This is a genomic window from Sphaerimonospora cavernae (assembly GCF_042435035.1).
In the GTDB taxonomy this organism is placed as follows: Bacteria; Actinomycetota; Actinomycetes; order Streptosporangiales; family Streptosporangiaceae; genus Sphaerimonospora; species Sphaerimonospora cavernae.
In genome coordinates this window covers 203721-218175 of the sequence record NZ_JBHMQT010000006.1, presented here as the reverse complement: position 1 = coordinate 218175, position 14455 = coordinate 203721, and the positions used below count along the sequence as shown (strand labels likewise).

Below are 14455 nucleotides of genomic sequence, written 5' to 3'. Positions count from 1 at the left end.
TGAGCGGGCGATGCGGGTTACTCGCTCTTCCACGCCTTGCTGTAGAGGAACATCGTCTCGCTGGTGGGGATCAGCCCGTGCACGTTCTTCTGCCAGGCCTGGAAGGTGCCGCCGATCTCGATGCCGATGCCGGGCACCTCCTTCTTCCAGAGCTCCTCGATCTTGGCCAGGACCGCCTTGCCGTCCTTGGGACCGGGAGCGGCCTGAAGCTCTCCCAGCAGCTTGTCCATCTCCGGGTTGGAGTAACCCGAGGTGTTCGAGGGGGACTCGCTGCCCAGGACACCCGACAGCCGGGAGTAAGGATCCTCGTCGGGGATCGTCGTACCGGCCACCGCGAGGTCGTAGTCGTGGTCGACGTACAGCTTCTGCACCTGGTCGGCGACCGTGCGCAGCGGCACGAGGGTCACCTTGAAACCGACCGCCTCCAGCACGGCCTTGATCGCGACCGCGGCGGCCTGCGAGGACGCGTCCGTCGAGTGGGAGTAGCTGATCTCCCCGTCGAATCCGTCCGCCATGGCGGCCTGGAGGAGGCTCTTGGCCTTCTCGGGGTCGGCCTTGTTCGGCTCGACGCCGGTGTGCCAGGGCGAGGTCTCCGGGAGGAGCGCCTTGGCGGGCAGACCGGCGCCTTCGTCCAACCGGTCCATGTACGCCTTCGGGTCGAACGCGTAATCGATGGCCTGCCGGACTCGGACATCCGCCCCCGGGCGGCCCTTACGCACGTTGATCCACAGGTTGCCGCCCATGCCGGTCACGAACATCATCCCCGGGTAACCCGCACGGCGGGCCTCCTCCACCGCGGTGGCGTCCCGCATGAAAACGGCGTCGACGTCCCCGTTCTTGAGCGAGTCGAGCTTGGCGGTGTCGTCGGCGCCGCCCACCCACACGAAACGCAGTGCGTCCAGGTTGGGGGCACCGTTCCAGTATCCCGGGTTGGCCTTCAGCACCAGCTCCTCGCCCGGAGAGTAATGGTCGAGCATGAAGGGGCCGGCGCCGATCGGCTTGAAGTTCTTGGGGTCCTTGTAAGCGGCGGGAGCCATGATCATGCCAGGGCCCTGCGCGAGCATGTTCGGGAACTTGGCCCACGGGGCGCGTGCCTCGAACACAACGGTAAGGTCGTCCGTCGCCTTCATCTCGGCGATGTTGCCCAGCAGGAGCAGCGCGTTGTAGGCGTAGTTCTTCTGGTAGAAGCCGATACTCCCGACGACCGCCTTGGCATTCAGCGGCGTACCGTCGGTGAACTTCACTCCGTCCCGGAGTTTCAACGTCCATGTGACGTTGTCGTCGGACGTGAGCGATTCGGCGAGCCAGGGTTCGAAGCTGTCCGTCTTGTAGTCGTAGCGCATCAGCTCGTCGTAGACCGCCGCCATGGCGCTGCCTCCGGTGGCGCCGTTGGCATAGGTCTCGACCGGGTTCAGACTCCGGGCCTCCGCGTACTCGGCGACGGTCAGCGTGCCGCCCTTGACGGGAGTCCCGGCGTCGTCGGCGTTGACGAGCCCGGTGGTGTAGATCTCAGCCTTGCTCGGGCCCTCGGAGGACCCGGTGGAGCCGCCCCGATCGACTCCCTCATTCTTCGATGACGAGTTCGCGCATCCGGTGACGATCAGACAACTCGCGAGAAGCGCTGCCGTAATGCGGGAACGGAGCGGAATGTGTGATCTCACTACTGCTCCTTGAAAAGAAAAGCGCAGGGACCGAGCGGCGCCGCTCGCCTGGCCATTGTGTGCACCATCACACTGACGTGGAGCCCGGATGGCCCGCCCCGCCCGTCCCACTGAACGGGATCACGCGCGCTGAATGACGACCCGATGTGATGCTTGGGGCAATAAACGGATGATGTGGACTCTGTCCAGAATTTTGTGACCACCATTCCCCCGCCATGCCGCGGCTCCGCAATCGTTCTCGTCACGCATCTCCGCCGGTCTGACATGAGTGAGTACGAGCAGGCGCCGGTTGGGCCGGGATCGGCCGGGGTAGCGTGAGCCGATGAGCAACCCTTATCTCGAACCAACGGAATGGTTCGCCACCCTGCCCACCGTGTTCGCCTCGGCGTGCGTGCTGCTCACCGACGTCCACGACCGGGTCCTGCTGGTGAAGCCCAACTATCGGCCGGGATGGTCGATCCCCGGTGGCATCGTCGAAGACGGCGAGTCGCCCCACGACGGCGCCCGCCGCGAAATCTACGAAGAGCTCGGTCTCCGGGTCGAGGCGGGTGCGCTGCTCGTCCTGGACTGGGCGCCGCCGCTCGGCGAGCGCCCGCGCTCGATGGTCAACTTCCTCTTCGACGGCGGCACGATCAGTGACGGCACGCCGCTCCGGCTGCAGGAGGAGGAGCTGGACGACCTCGGGTTCTTCCCCTGGGAGCAGGCCGCCGCCCTGCTGCCGGTCACCACCGCCCCGCGTCTGCCCGCCGCCCGCCGGGCCAGGAAAGACCAACGTGCCGTCTACCTGCCTCATGAAGCCGCACCGTGGAGCCACATCGTGGAGGGTGCGCCGTGACGGCGGCCCCGATTCGCGGTGCCGTACGGGCACTTCGCTGTGCCGTACGGCGTGGGAGCATGGCCGTATGACCGAGGAGGGCATGCGGCGGGAGCGTGTGGTCGGGATCGGCGCCGGCGCGGACGCCGTCCAGCCGAAGGAGTTGCACGCCCCGAAGGACCTGGCAACCTCGAAGGAATTGGCCACTGAGGACATGGTCCTCAACATCGGCCCGCAGCATCCGTCCACGCACGGTGTGCTGCGGCTGCGGCTCACGCTCGACGGTGAGCGGATCGCCGCCGCCGAGCCGATCGTCGGGTACATGCACCGGGGCGCGGAGAAGCTGTTCGAGGTACGCGACTACCGGCAGATCATCGTGCTCGCCAACCGGCACGACTGGCTGTCGGCCTTCGCCAACGAGCTGGGGGTGGTGCTGGCGGTCGAGCGCATGCTCGGGATGGAGGTCCCGCGGCGGGCCGTGTGGGCGCGTACGCTGCTGGCCGAGCTCAACCGCGTGCTCAACCATCTCATGTTCCTCGGTTCCTATCCCCTGGAGCTCGGCGCGATCACCCCGGTCTTCTACGCCTTCCGCGAGCGGGAGACGCTGCAGCATGTCATGGAGGAGATCTCCGGCGGCCGCATGCACTACATGTTCAACCGGGTCGGCGGGCTGAAGGAGGATCTCCCTCTCGGCTGGCTCGACCGGGTGGCCCAAGCCGTCGCAGACGTACGGCGCCGCCTGCCGGACATCGAAGAGCTGATCTTCGGTAACGAGATCTTCCTGGCCAGGACCAGGGGCATCGGCGTTCTCGACCGCGAGACGATCATGCAGTACGGCGTGAGCGGCCCTGTCGCCCGGGCCTCCGGCGTCGATCTCGACCTACGGCGTGACGAGCCGTACCTGGCCTACGGCGAGCTGCCGGTCAAGGTGGTGACCCGTTCGGCCGGCGACTGCAACGCCCGGTTCCAGGTGCTCCTCGATCAGGTCAGGGTGTCCCTGGACCTGGCCGACACCTGCGTGGCGCGGCTGCGGAACCTGCCGCCAGGACCGATCAACCAGCGGCTGCCGAAGGTGCTCAAGGTTCCGGAGGGCCACACCTACGCCTGGACCGAGAACCCGCTCGGCCTCAACGGCTACTACCTGGTGTCCCGGGGCGAGAAGACTCCTTGGCGGCTCAAGCTCCGCAGCGCCTCGTACAACAACATCCAGGTGCTGCGGGAGATGCTGCCGGGGCACCTGATCTCCGACATGGTCGCCATTCTCGGCTCGATGTTCTTCGTCGTCGGGGACATCGACAAGTAGATCGGGGTTGTCACTCCTCCTCTTCGGGCTTGTCGGGAACGCGACAGCAGTACTCCAGGAAGAGCGCCGCGCAGACCAGAATCACGCACGACACGAATGATCCCCCCGCGACCAGCGCGTCCTGGCGCGGCTTGGGCAGGTCGAGCATGTCGACGACGCGGAGCACGAACCCGGCGAACACCCCGGCGAACACCGCCCCCGCGTACGCCGTGGCCTTGGCCAGCGCCGCCAGCCGGGCCACGGCCAGCGGCTCGACGGGCTTGGTGTCCGGCCTGCGCAAGATCCGCGCGCGTGTCAGCCAGCCGGTGTACGCCTCGCCGAGCGCGAGCAGCAGCGTCGTGGGGATGGCCGTCCACGGGACGGTCGGCAGCACCGCGTAGGCCTGCCGCAGCACACCCCACGTTACGAGTCCGAACACCACCACCAGGCCGACCAGGACGCCGGGGTTGCTGGGTTTCACGCACACTCCGCTCTTCTGGAGCTGACGGGGCTGTCGGGGCTGACGGGGCTGCCGGGGCTGCCGGGGCTGCCGGGCCGATGGTGCTGCTGGAGCCGATGAGGTTCCGCCCGTTCAGCCGGGTGGTTCCAGCGCGAGGTCGGGCCGCAGCCGTACGCCGCTCTGGTCCAGATCGGCCAGTAGCGCCCCGATCGGTCCGTGGCCGGGAAGCACCGCGTCCGGATCGATCTGGGCCCACGGGACCAGGACGAACGCCCGCTCGTGCGCCCGGGGATGGGGCAGCGTCAGCTCCGGATCATCCGACACCACACCGTCCACGGTGATCAGATCGACGTCCAGCGTACGCGGCCCCCACCGCTCCTCGCGTCTGCGGCCGAAAGCGGTCTCGACGCCCTGCGCCCGCTCCAGCAGCGTGCGCGGGTCCTGCATTCCCTCGGCGATCACGACGGCATTGAGGTAGGGCCCCTGCTCGGGACCGCCCACCGGGTCGGTCTCGTACACGGGGGACACCGCCACGAACGTCAGTCCCGGAGCGTCGAACAGCACATCGAGCGCGCCCTGGAGACAGTCGATCCGGCGGCCCAGGTTGCTACCGAGCGAGAGCACAACCCTCATGCGCGGCTCCTTCTGATGGTCACCACCACGTCATCGAACGGCAGCGGGATCGGCGCCGCCGGTTTGTGCACACTCACCTCCGCCTCCTCGACCACGACGTGTGACAGGCAAGCGGACGCCAGGCGGTCGGCGAGAGTCTCGATCAGGTCGACGGGTTCACCCGCCACGATCTCGGCGAGCCGTACGGCGAGAGCGCCGTAGTCGACGGTCCTGTTCAGGTCGTCGTGCGCGGCGGCCGGCGCGGTGTTCAGGAAGAGCGTCACATCGACGACGAACTCCTGACCGAGTTCGCGTTCGGCGGGAAGGCACCCGTGCCTGCCGCGCACCCGCAGTCCGGCGAGCCGGATGGTGTCACTGCTCATGGTCGCCCTCGTCCTCGTCCTCGTCCTGCATGACGGGAGAGCCGTGGTGCAGCCAGAGCCGCCAGCCCGACTCGGTCCTGATGAAGGTGTTGGTGGCGACGACGACCCCGGCCGCGAAGCCCAGTTCGTCGGTCCCGGCCGGGACCAGGACGTCCTCGGTGCAGGTGACGACCGCGACGTCGCCGCTCAGCATGGTGCGTACGTCGCTCAGCACGAACTGGATGTACGTCGTGTTCGCCATGAACAGCGCCCACGAGCGCAGCACGGAGGATCGCCCGGCCAGCATCGCCCAGCCGGGATGCACGCACATCGCGACCCGGTCGTCGGTGTCCTCGATCCAGATCTCGGACATCTTGTCGAGGTCACCGCTCTCGAACGCGTGGTAGAACGCCTCGTTGAGCGCCTCGATCTGCTCGATATCCTCTTTCATCATCCTCTTTCATCGCCGTCCCTCGTCAGGCTCGCGCCGATCGGCGTTCGCGCCGGCATCGCCTCTTTCCGCTGCCAGCCACGCGCCGGCGACGCGTACGGCGTCCGCGTTGGGGCCGACCTTGTGCACCCGCACACACCACGCGCCCGCTCGTGCGGCGAGTGCGGTGACGGCGAGAGTGGCGTCGTCGCTGCGCTCGAACGGCCGTGGCGTGCCCTCGGCGTCCGCGAGGAGGCGGCCGAGGAAACGCTTGCGCGACGCCCCGATGACCAGTGGGCGGCCGAGCCGGTTGAGCGTGTCGATGCCGGCCAGCACGGCCCAGTTGTGCTTCGCCTGCTTGGAGAAGCCGAGCCCCGGATCGAGGATGATCTGCTCCTCTCCGACGCCTACGGCGAGCACGGAATCGACCCGCTTACGCAGCTCCTCGGCGACCTCGGTCACCACGTCGTGGTAGAGGGCGCGGCTGTCCATGTCACGGCTGTGGCCGCGCCAGTGCATCACCACGTACGGCACGCCCGTCGCGGCCACCACCCGTGGCATGTCGGGATCGGCGAGACCGCCGCTCACGTCGTTGACGAGCCGGGCACCGGCCGCGACCGCCACCTCGGCCACCTCGGCACGCATGGTGTCGACGCTGACCGGCACCCCCTCCGCCGAGAGAGCGCGGATCACCGGCTCGATCCGGCGCAGTTCCTCCTCGAGCGAGACCCTGGCGGCACCGGGACGGGTGGACTCCCCTCCCACATCGACGATGTCGGCCCCCTCGGCCACGAGGTCGAGGCCGTGCCGGATAGCGATGTCGGGGTCGAACCACCGCCCTCCGTCAGAGAAGGAGTCAGGGGTCACGTTCACGACGCCCATGACCAGGCAGCGGCCGGGTTCCGGCATCCCAGGCACGCTCCATCCGGTCATGGAGTCAAGCCTAGATGTTGAGAGGTCACGATCGGTCCCGCGGGGGTCCGCCCTGTGGACAGACAGGGCCTGATGGAATCGGAAACGGGCCGCGCAGCGATCAACCGCGCAGGATCAGCGACATGGCCTCGGCCCGGGTCGCCTCGCACGTGCGGAAGTCGCCGCGAACCGCAGAAGTGATCGTCTTGGCGCCCGGCTTGCGGACTCCGCGCATCGTCATGCACATGTGCTCGGCCTCGATGACCACGATCACCCCGCGCGGCTCCAGCACAGCCATCAGACCGTCCGCTATCTGCGAGGTCATCCGCTCCTGCACCTGCGGACGGCGGGCGTAGACGTCCACCAGCCTGGCCAGCTTCGACAGGCCGGTGATCTGCCCCTTCTCGTTCGGCGTGTAGCCGATGTGCGCGACGCCGTGGAACGGCAGGAGGTGGTGCTCGCAGGTGGACATCACCTCGATGTCCTTCACGAGCACCATCTCGTCGTGATCCGCGTCGAACAACGTGGTCAGCGCGTCCTCCGGCCGCTGACCGAGCCCGGCGAACTGCTCGGCGTACGCGCGCGCGACGCGCGCGGGGGTGTCGCGCAGTCCGTCACGATCCGGGTCTTCGCCGATGGCGAGCAGGATCTCGCGAACAGCCTTCTCGATCCGATCGTGGTCGAAGCCCGGGAAGGGGTGGACCATCGTCAGGCCTCGTCTCGCTGAGCGGACTGTTCGCCGACCCCCGCCCACGGCGCGGGACTCGCACCGCCGCCGGCCGGTAGCGCCGAACCGTTGCCGTTCGCGCGCTCCTTGGGCGTGATGACCGGGGGACGGTCGGACGGGAGGCGCTTGCCGTACCCGGCGTAGGAGGGCCGCTTCTCCCTGATGACCACGGGCGCGAAGGTCTCCAGGACCTGCTCGCGGGAGAGGGTCTCCTTCTCCATGAGTTCGAGGACCAGGTTGTCGAGCACGTCGCGGTACTGGACGAGGATCTCCCACGCCTGGTCGTGCGCGCTCTCGATGAGGCGGCGGACCTCCTCGTCGATCGCGGACGCGATCTGCTCGGAGTAGTCGCGCTCGTGGCCCATCTCACGGCCGAGGAAGACCTCGCCGTTGCCGCTGCCGAACTTGCGTGCGCCGAGCCGCTCGCTCATGCCGTACTCGGTGACCATGCGGCGGGCGATCGAGGTCGCCTTCTCGATGTCGTTGGACGCGCCGGTGGTCGGCTCGTGGAAGACGAGCTCCTCGGCGGTGCGCCCACCGAGCAGCATGGCGAGCTGGTCCATCATCTCGGACCGGGTCGCGAGGAACTTGTCCTCCATCGGCAGCGTCATCGTGTAACCGAGGGCGCGGCCGCGCGAGAGGATCGTGATCTTGTGGACCGGGTCGGAGTTGGGCAGCGCGTGCGCCACCAGGGCGTGTCCGCCCTCGTGGTACGCGATGATCTTCTTCTCCTGGTCCGACATGACCCGGGACTTGCGCTCGGGACCGGCCATGACGCGGTCGATGGACTCCTCGAGCGTGTTCATGCTGATCAGCTTCTGGTCCTGCCGCGCGGTGAGCAGGGCGGCCTCATTGATCACATTCGCCAGGTCGGCGCCGGTGAAGCCGGGCGTCCGCCGGGCGATCGTGTCGAGGTCGACGTCCTGCGCGAACGGCTTGCCGCGGCCGTGGACCCTCAGGATGCCCTTTCGGCCCTCCAGGTCGGGCCGGTCGACGGTGACCTGACGGTCGAACCGGCCGGGACGCAGCAGGGCGGGGTCGAGGATGTCGGGCCGGTTGGTCGCGGCGATCAGGATCACGCCGCCCTTCACGTCGAAGCCGTCCATCTCGACGAGGAGCTGGTTCAGCGTCTGCTCGCGCTCGTCGTGGCCGCCGCCGAGGCCCGCGCCGCGGTGGCGGCCGACGGCGTCGATCTCGTCGATGAAGATGATCGCCGGAGCGTTGGCCTTCGCCTGCTCGAACAGGTCGCGGACCCGGGAGGCGCCGACACCGACGAACATCTCCACGAAGTCGGAACCCGAGATCGAGTAGAACGGCACGCCGGCCTCACCGGCGACGGCCCTGGCCAGCAGGGTCTTACCGGTGCCGGGCGGGCCGTACAGCAGGACGCCCTTGGGGATCTTCGCGCCGATCGCCTGGAACTTGGCCGGAGCCTGCAGGAACTCTTTGATCTCCTGGAGCTCCTCGATCGCCTCGTCGGCCCCGGCGACGTCGGCGAACGTGCTCTTCGGGGTGTCCTTGGTGATCAGCTTCGCCTTCGACTTCCCGAAGTTCATCACCCGGGAGCCGCCGCCCTGCATCTGGTTCATGATGAACAGGAAGATCAGGACGATAATGATGATCGGCAGGAAACTGACCAGCAGGCTGACGAGGAAGTTGTCCTTGGGGACCTCGACCGTCCAGCCCTGCTTCGGCTTGGCCGCCTCCAGCGCCTTGGCGAGCTCCGGGCCCTGCCCGTAGACCCAGGAGGCCTGGATGCGGTCGGTCTGCTTGCCCCCGACCGCGATCGGCGAGTTCAGAGTCAGCTTCGCCTGCTGCTCCTTGTCGACGACGGTCGCGCTCTTGACATTGCCCTGCTGAATCTGCTGGACGACCGTGGAGGTGTCGGCGGGCGTGTAGTTGCCGTCGCCGCCGAACATCGTGGTGACGAGCAGGATGAGCAAACCGATGCCCAGGATCCACAGCAGTGGCCCACGTGTAAATCGCTTGAGATCCATCCGTTGCGGAACCCCCGGGGGGCCCGTTCCTTCCTGACCGAGGCCTGGCCCCGGGAGGTCCCGGGGTGGCGGCATCCCTTACCGCTCCTACTGACTACCGGAGGCTACCCTCAGGCACCCTATGGATATCCGAAGGTACACCCGCGCGCCGCTCGGGGTAACCGCCCGCGCGGCGTCCGGCTTTGCCATTCCAACGTACGTCAGGCATTCCCGTGTTCCCCTACCTGGGCGCGAATCCATGCCCCATTCGGAAGGGGGATTCGCTCAGGGCTTACTCGCCTCCGTACACGTGTGGCGCGAGGGTGCCGATGAACGGCAGGTTGCGGTACTGCTCCGCGTAGTCGAGCCCATAGCCGATGACGAACTCGTTGGGGATGTCGAACCCCACATATCGCACATCGAGCGGCACCTTCACGGCCTCGGGCTTGCGCAGGAGGGCGCAGATCTCCACAGAGGCGGGGTCGCGTGACTTCAGGTTGTTCATCAGCCATGACAGCGTCAGGCCGGAGTCGATGATGTCCTCGACCACGAGCACGTGCCGGCCCGCGATGTCGGTGTCGAGATCCTTGAGCACCCGGACCACCCCGGATGACCTGGTCCCGGCGCCGTATGACGAAACAGCCATCCAGTCCATCTGCACCGGAACGTGCAGCGCCCGCGCGAGGTCCGCCATCACCATGACGGCGCCCTTGAGCACACCGACGAGCAGGAGTTCCTGTCCGGCGTAGTCGGCGTCTATCTGGCCGGCGAGCTCTTTGATCTTGGCTTGGAGCTCTGCTTCCGAAATGAGGACGCTGGAGAGATCCTTGCCCATGTCGGCTGCATCCACCTGGGGGTTTCCTTACGCGAGGTTGTCGACGAGCTTCCCGACGAAGTACAGGGTGCCATAGCGCCGGACCACTCCGACCCCGCCGGGCAGGTCGACCCCCTTCTGGCCGTGCCAGCCCGTCACCAGACGATCCACCTCCTCGATGTGGACGGCCGCCAGCGCCGACGCCGAGGACCCGGCGGCCACGGCCGCCCGCCGCAGGACCCGCCGCCGGACGGCCGCGGGCGCCTCCGCCAGCACGGCCACCGACAGCCCGACACCCGCCTCCCCGACACCCGCCTCCAGTGACTTGACGTAGACGTCGCCGGCCCACTCGTCCAGGGCGTCCGCGTCGTCCCGGCAGAGCCGTGCCGTACGGGCGAGCGCCTCGGTGACGCCCGGCCCCAGCGCGGCCTCGAGCACCGGCAGGACGTCATGCCTGACCCTCGGCCTGGTGTACGCGGGGTCGGCGTTGTGCGGATCAACCCAGGGCGACAGGCCGAGCGCGGCGCACGCCTGCCTGGTTCTCACCCGGGCGAGGCCCAGCAGCGGGCGGCGATAGATGTCGGAAATTTCCGGCATGCCGGCGAGCGATCTGGTGCCGCTACCGCGAGCCAATCGCAGGAGCACGGTCTCGGCCTGGTCGTCCAGCGTATGGCCGAGCAGTACGACTGCCGCATCCAGGCGCCGTGCGGCCCGCGACAACGCCTCGTAGCGCGCCTCACGCGCCGCCGCCTCCGGGCCACCGGCCCCGCCCACGACGACGGTCAGGGCTTCGGCGGGCCCCAGGCCGAGCGCGGGCGCGAGCCGTACGACCTCCCGGGCCCGCTCGGCGGAACCCTCCTGGAGACCGTGATCGACGGTCAGCAGCCCGGCGCGCAGTCCGAGACGCGGCGCACAGAATCCGAGGGCAGCGGCGAGCGCGAGCGAGTCGGCCCCGCCGCTGCACGCGACCAGCACAAGCGCACCCTGCTCCCGCTCATCAGGCTTGCCGGACTTGTCGGGCTTACCGGACTTACGGTTCGACAGATCGGCGAGGCACAGCCGTACGGCACGCCGCACATCGGCCACGGCGGGATGCGGACCCATGGCTCCCATTCTCCCGCGGTGATCTCTGGCTGGAAGTCACACCGCGGTGAGGACGCGGGACATCCAGGCGTGGGGGTCGGCGATCTCGTCGCGATCGGGAAGCGTCTCAGGCGAGGTCCAGACCCGGTTGAACCCGTCCATCCCGGCCTCCTCGACCACGGTTCGGACAAACCTGGAGCCTTCGGCGTACTGCTTCATCTTGAGCTCGATGCCCAGCAGCCGCCGGACGAGCTGGTCCATGCGTGATCCGCCCTCCCGGCGGCGCTGGAACTTGGCCCTGATCTCGGCGACGGACGGCACCACCGACGGCCCCACCGCGTCCATCACGTAGTCGCCGTGCCCCTCCACCAGCGTCATCACCGCGGTGACCCGGTCGAGGACGGCCCGCTGCTCAGGGGTCTGGATGGCCTCGATCAGGTTGCCGTCCCCGCCTCTGAAGGCGTCGGCGACCGCGTCCGAGGCGGCCCGCAGCCGCTCCAGCAGGGTCGTGAGATCCATATCGGAGGCCAGCAGGAACTCGGTCATCTGGCCCCGGACGTATTCCCTCAGCCAGGGCACTCCGGTGAACTGGACCCGATGGGTCTCCTCGTGCAGGCACACCCACAGGCGAAAGTCGCGCGGATCGACGGCGAGTTCGCGCTCGGCGTGCACGATGTTGGGCGCGACCAGCGTCAGGCGTCCCGCCGGGGCGACCCCGCCGGGGTCGGGCGGGAGGAACAGCTCGTACTGCCCCAGCACCCGGGAGGCCAGGAACGCCAGCACGGCGCCCACCTCGAGGCCGGTGATGCGGGACCCGACCGCGCCCACGATCGCCGGCATGCTCGACATCTTCTCGGTGAGCGGCTCCAGCACCACGCGGAACCCGTCCACGTTGGCTCTGATCCAGCCCGGTCGGTCCACGATCGTCGCCGCCTCCGGCGGCGCCGAGTCTAGGCGGGTGAACTCCCGCACGTGTCCTTCCGCGTCCCGCGACAGCCGCCGCAGGTCGGCGACCGCCTGCCTGGCCTCCTCACGGCTCACCTGTGGCCCGGGACGCACGAGGCGAACTCCGGTCGCGACGGCCAGATCCCAGTCGATCACCTGCATACCCACCACCGTACGTTCTCCGCGTTCCCGCCGCGCGAAGGGAACGCGGAATCAACTCTGGGAGACGATCGTGGCCATCTTGTCGAGCGCGACTATCGCCCCGTGCGCATCGGCCACCTCGTCCGCCATGAACGCGAACGTCACCAGTCGCCCGTTGGTCGTGTACGAGATGCCCGCGAGGGTGTTCACCCCGTTGAGCGTCCCCGTCTTCGCGCGGACCAATCCGGCGCCGGCCGCGGAGTCGGATTTTCCGTACCTGCCGTGCAGGGTGCCGGTGAACCCGGCGACGGGCAGTCCGCTGATCAACGAGTGCAGCGCCGGGTTGGCGGGCGAGGCGGCGGCCGCCAGCAGGCGGCCCAGGGCGGCCGGAGTGATGCGGTTGTGCGTGGACAGGCCACTGCCGTCGTGGACCTCGACGCCCCCGTCCAGCTTCAGTCGGGCCAGCACCCGGTGGATCGCGTCTGTGGCTCCCGTGAAGGTGTGCGGCGTGCCCTCCCGCACCGCCACCTGCCGGGCCAGCGCCTCGGCGAGATCGTTGTCACTGAGCGTGAGCATGCGTTCGACCAGGGCGTAGACCGGCGGCGACTCCACCCGCGCGAGTTCCTGACCGGCTCGCGCCCCGGCGTCCTGCCCGGCACCGTTCTGCCCGGCACCGTTCTGCCCGGCCCTGTTCTGCCCGACCCCGTTCTGCGCGGCACCGTTCTGCGCGGCACCGTTCTGCCCGTCGACATTCGACGCGTCCGTGCCGGGCGAGCCGCTGACCACCTGGTCGGTGGGAGGCGCGTCGGCGGGCACGATCTTGTCGCCGACCTTGACGCCGTTGCGCCGCAGCAGCGCGGCGAAGGCGGCGGCGGTTTCCCGCGGGGGGTCGGCCAGCAGCCCGCCGCCGGCCGTCCGGCCCTCGTCCATCGTGAGCGCGGCGACCGGCGCCACGCTGCCCTCCGGGATGTAGTTCGGCTTCCAGCCCGGCGCCAACCGCGGACCGGCGAACAGGGACGCGTCGTACGACAGGGTCACCCGGGTGATCCGGGCCGCTTTGAGCGCCTTGGCCGTGCGCGAGGCGAGTTGGGCGAGGGAGGCCGGACGTGGATAGCCGCCCTTCCCCGTGCCTCGGAGACCCGCGAGGGTGGGGTCCCCACCCCCGACCAGGACGATCGAGTTCTTCGCCTCGCCCTGGACGACTCGCGTCGCGAACCGGGCGTCGGGCCCCACCGAGGCCAGCACGGCCAACGCGGTGACGACCTTGGTCGTCGAGGCCGGCGTGATCGGCGCCGTCGAACGGCCATCGAAGAGCGTCTCCCCGGTCCTGGCGTCGAGAACGATCCCCGCCACGTTCCTTCCCAGTCCCGGGGCACCCATCGCGCCACGCAATCTGGAGGTCAAAGTACCCTTGGCGGGAAGGACCCCGTCCCCAGCCGCGGCCAGAACCGGGCCGGCGGTGATGATGGGGGTGGGGGTCGGTTCCGGGGACGCGATCGGGGCCGGCGTCCGGGTGGCGTCATGGATGACCACGTAGCCATAGACACCCGCGACGACGACGAAGATCTGCAGCAGGGCGAGGGTGGCCAACACCATCCACCGCTCACGTCGCAGTACCACGAGACCCTCATTTCGCGCCGACCGGAACCACGCCTACGAGACATTAATGCCCACCCGGGACACCGGGGGCTTGAGCGGAGGAACCAGTGGAGTTCGACGTTGTCGTGGAGATTCCCAAAGGACAACGGAACAAGTACGAAGTGGACCACAAGAGTGGCCGCATCCGGTTGGATCGCCTGCTCTTCACGTCGACCCAGTACCCCGCGGACTATGGCTTCATCGAGAACACGCTGGGTGAGGATGGAGATCCGCTTGACGCGCTGGTGCTGCTCTCGGAACCGACCTTCCCCGGCTGCCTGATCAGCTGCCGCGCGGTGGGCATGTTCCGCATGACCGACGAGAAGGGCGGCGACGACAAGGTGCTGTGCGTCCCGGCCACGGACCCTCGCATGGAGCACATCCGCGACATACACCACGTCGCCGAGTTCGATCGGCTGGAGATCCAGCACTTCTTCGAGGTCTACAAGGACCTGGAGCCCGGCAAGTCCGTCGAGGGTGCCAACTGGGTCGGCCGGACGGAGGCCGAGGCCGAGATCATCGCGTCTCTCAAGCGGTGCGAGGAAGAAGAGGGAATCGCCGAGGAGCACTGAGCCGACCGTCCCACAGGTCAGGCGGC

Annotated in this window: 15 protein-coding genes; 3 read left to right on the top strand and 12 right to left on the bottom strand. The window is 68.6% G+C overall.

Annotation, left to right across the window (positions count from 1 at the left end; genetic code table 11):
• Window positions 1-17: 17 nt before the first annotated feature.
• A complete protein-coding gene (locus tag ACFHYQ_RS05580) occupies window positions 18-1661 on the bottom strand; it encodes an ABC transporter substrate-binding protein (protein ID WP_394299987.1) in 1644 nt (547 codons plus the stop codon).
• 322 nt (window positions 1662-1983) lie between these two features.
• On the opposite strand from ACFHYQ_RS05580, the gene ACFHYQ_RS05575 reads away from it, so the two are divergent.
• Together ACFHYQ_RS05575 and ACFHYQ_RS05570 are read left to right on the top strand one after the other, a co-directional pair.
• Window positions 1984-2496 carry an NUDIX domain-containing protein gene (locus ACFHYQ_RS05575; RefSeq protein ID WP_394299986.1) on the top strand — a complete coding sequence of 171 codons (513 nt, stop codon included), beginning with the start codon at window positions 1984-1986 and terminating at the stop codon, window positions 2494-2496.
• A 67-nt stretch (window positions 2497-2563) separates the two neighbouring features.
• Window positions 2564-3778 carry an NADH-quinone oxidoreductase subunit D gene (locus tag ACFHYQ_RS05570; RefSeq protein ID WP_394299985.1) on the top strand — a complete coding sequence of 405 codons (1215 nt, stop codon included), beginning with the start codon at window positions 2564-2566 and terminating at the stop codon, window positions 3776-3778.
• Between the two features lie 10 nt (window positions 3779-3788).
• Here ACFHYQ_RS05570 and ACFHYQ_RS05565 read toward each other — a convergent pair whose 3' ends face one another.
• The 11 genes from ACFHYQ_RS05565 to dacB all read right to left on the bottom strand — a co-directional run bounded on the left by ACFHYQ_RS05565 (window position 3789) and on the right by dacB (window position 13839).
• Window positions 3789-4238 carry a DUF3180 domain-containing protein gene (locus ACFHYQ_RS05565; RefSeq protein WP_394299984.1) on the bottom strand — a complete coding sequence of 150 codons (450 nt, stop codon included), beginning with the start codon at window positions 4236-4238 and terminating at the stop codon, window positions 3789-3791.
• 111 nt (window positions 4239-4349) lie between these two features.
• Window positions 4350-4850, bottom strand: a complete 501-nt coding sequence (gene folK, locus ACFHYQ_RS05560) for a 2-amino-4-hydroxy-6-hydroxymethyldihydropteridine diphosphokinase (RefSeq protein WP_394299983.1) — start codon at window positions 4848-4850, stop codon at window positions 4350-4352.
• Complete coding sequence (gene folB, locus ACFHYQ_RS05555; protein ID WP_394299982.1) at window positions 4847-5212, bottom strand: dihydroneopterin aldolase; 366 nt, start codon at window positions 5210-5212, stop codon at window positions 4847-4849. The genes folK and folB overlap by 4 nt, the downstream gene beginning before the upstream one ends.
• The gene (locus tag ACFHYQ_RS05550) at window positions 5202-5645 is read right to left on the bottom strand and encodes a nuclear transport factor 2 family protein (protein ID WP_394299981.1); all 444 of its coding nucleotides are present in this window, start codon (window positions 5643-5645) and stop codon (window positions 5202-5204) included. The genes folB and ACFHYQ_RS05550 overlap by 11 nt, the downstream gene beginning before the upstream one ends.
• A 6-nt stretch (window positions 5646-5651) precedes the next feature.
• Window positions 5652-6554: a dihydropteroate synthase gene (gene folP, locus ACFHYQ_RS05545; RefSeq protein WP_394299980.1), complete on the bottom strand. Its 903-nt coding sequence runs from the start codon at window positions 6552-6554 to the stop codon at window positions 5652-5654.
• 100 nt (window positions 6555-6654) lie between these two features.
• Window positions 6655-7239 (bottom strand): GTP cyclohydrolase I FolE, encoded by a 585-nt coding sequence (folE, locus tag ACFHYQ_RS05540; RefSeq protein WP_394299979.1) that lies wholly within the window; start codon window positions 7237-7239, stop codon window positions 6655-6657.
• A 2-nt stretch (window positions 7240-7241) separates the two neighbouring features.
• Complete coding sequence (ftsH, locus tag ACFHYQ_RS05535; RefSeq protein ID WP_394299978.1) at window positions 7242-9257, bottom strand: ATP-dependent zinc metalloprotease FtsH; 2016 nt, start codon at window positions 9255-9257, stop codon at window positions 7242-7244.
• 271 nt (window positions 9258-9528) lie between these two features.
• A complete protein-coding gene (gene hpt / locus ACFHYQ_RS05530) occupies window positions 9529-10086 on the bottom strand; it encodes a hypoxanthine phosphoribosyltransferase (protein WP_394299977.1) in 558 nt (185 codons plus the stop codon).
• Window positions 10087-10098: 12 nt separating this feature from the next.
• The gene (gene tilS / locus ACFHYQ_RS05525; RefSeq protein WP_394299976.1) at window positions 10099-11154 is read right to left on the bottom strand and encodes a tRNA lysidine(34) synthetase TilS; all 1056 of its coding nucleotides are present in this window, start codon (window positions 11152-11154) and stop codon (window positions 10099-10101) included.
• Window positions 11155-11190: 36 nt separating this feature from the next.
• A complete protein-coding gene (locus tag ACFHYQ_RS05520; protein WP_394299975.1) occupies window positions 11191-12240 on the bottom strand; it encodes an Rv3626c family coenzyme F420 biosynthesis-associated protein in 1050 nt (349 codons plus the stop codon).
• A gap of 51 nt (window positions 12241-12291) precedes the next feature.
• Entirely contained in the window at window positions 12292-13839 is a 1548-nt protein-coding gene (dacB, locus tag ACFHYQ_RS05515; RefSeq protein WP_394299974.1) for a D-alanyl-D-alanine carboxypeptidase/D-alanyl-D-alanine endopeptidase, read from the bottom strand.
• 86 nt (window positions 13840-13925) lie between these two features.
• Here dacB and ACFHYQ_RS05510 point away from each other — a divergent pair, with 86 nt between their 5' ends.
• On the top strand, window positions 13926-14429 hold the full coding sequence (locus ACFHYQ_RS05510) for an inorganic diphosphatase (protein ID WP_394299973.1): 504 nt from the start codon (window positions 13926-13928) through the stop codon (window positions 14427-14429).
• Window positions 14430-14455 lie beyond the last annotated feature (26 nt).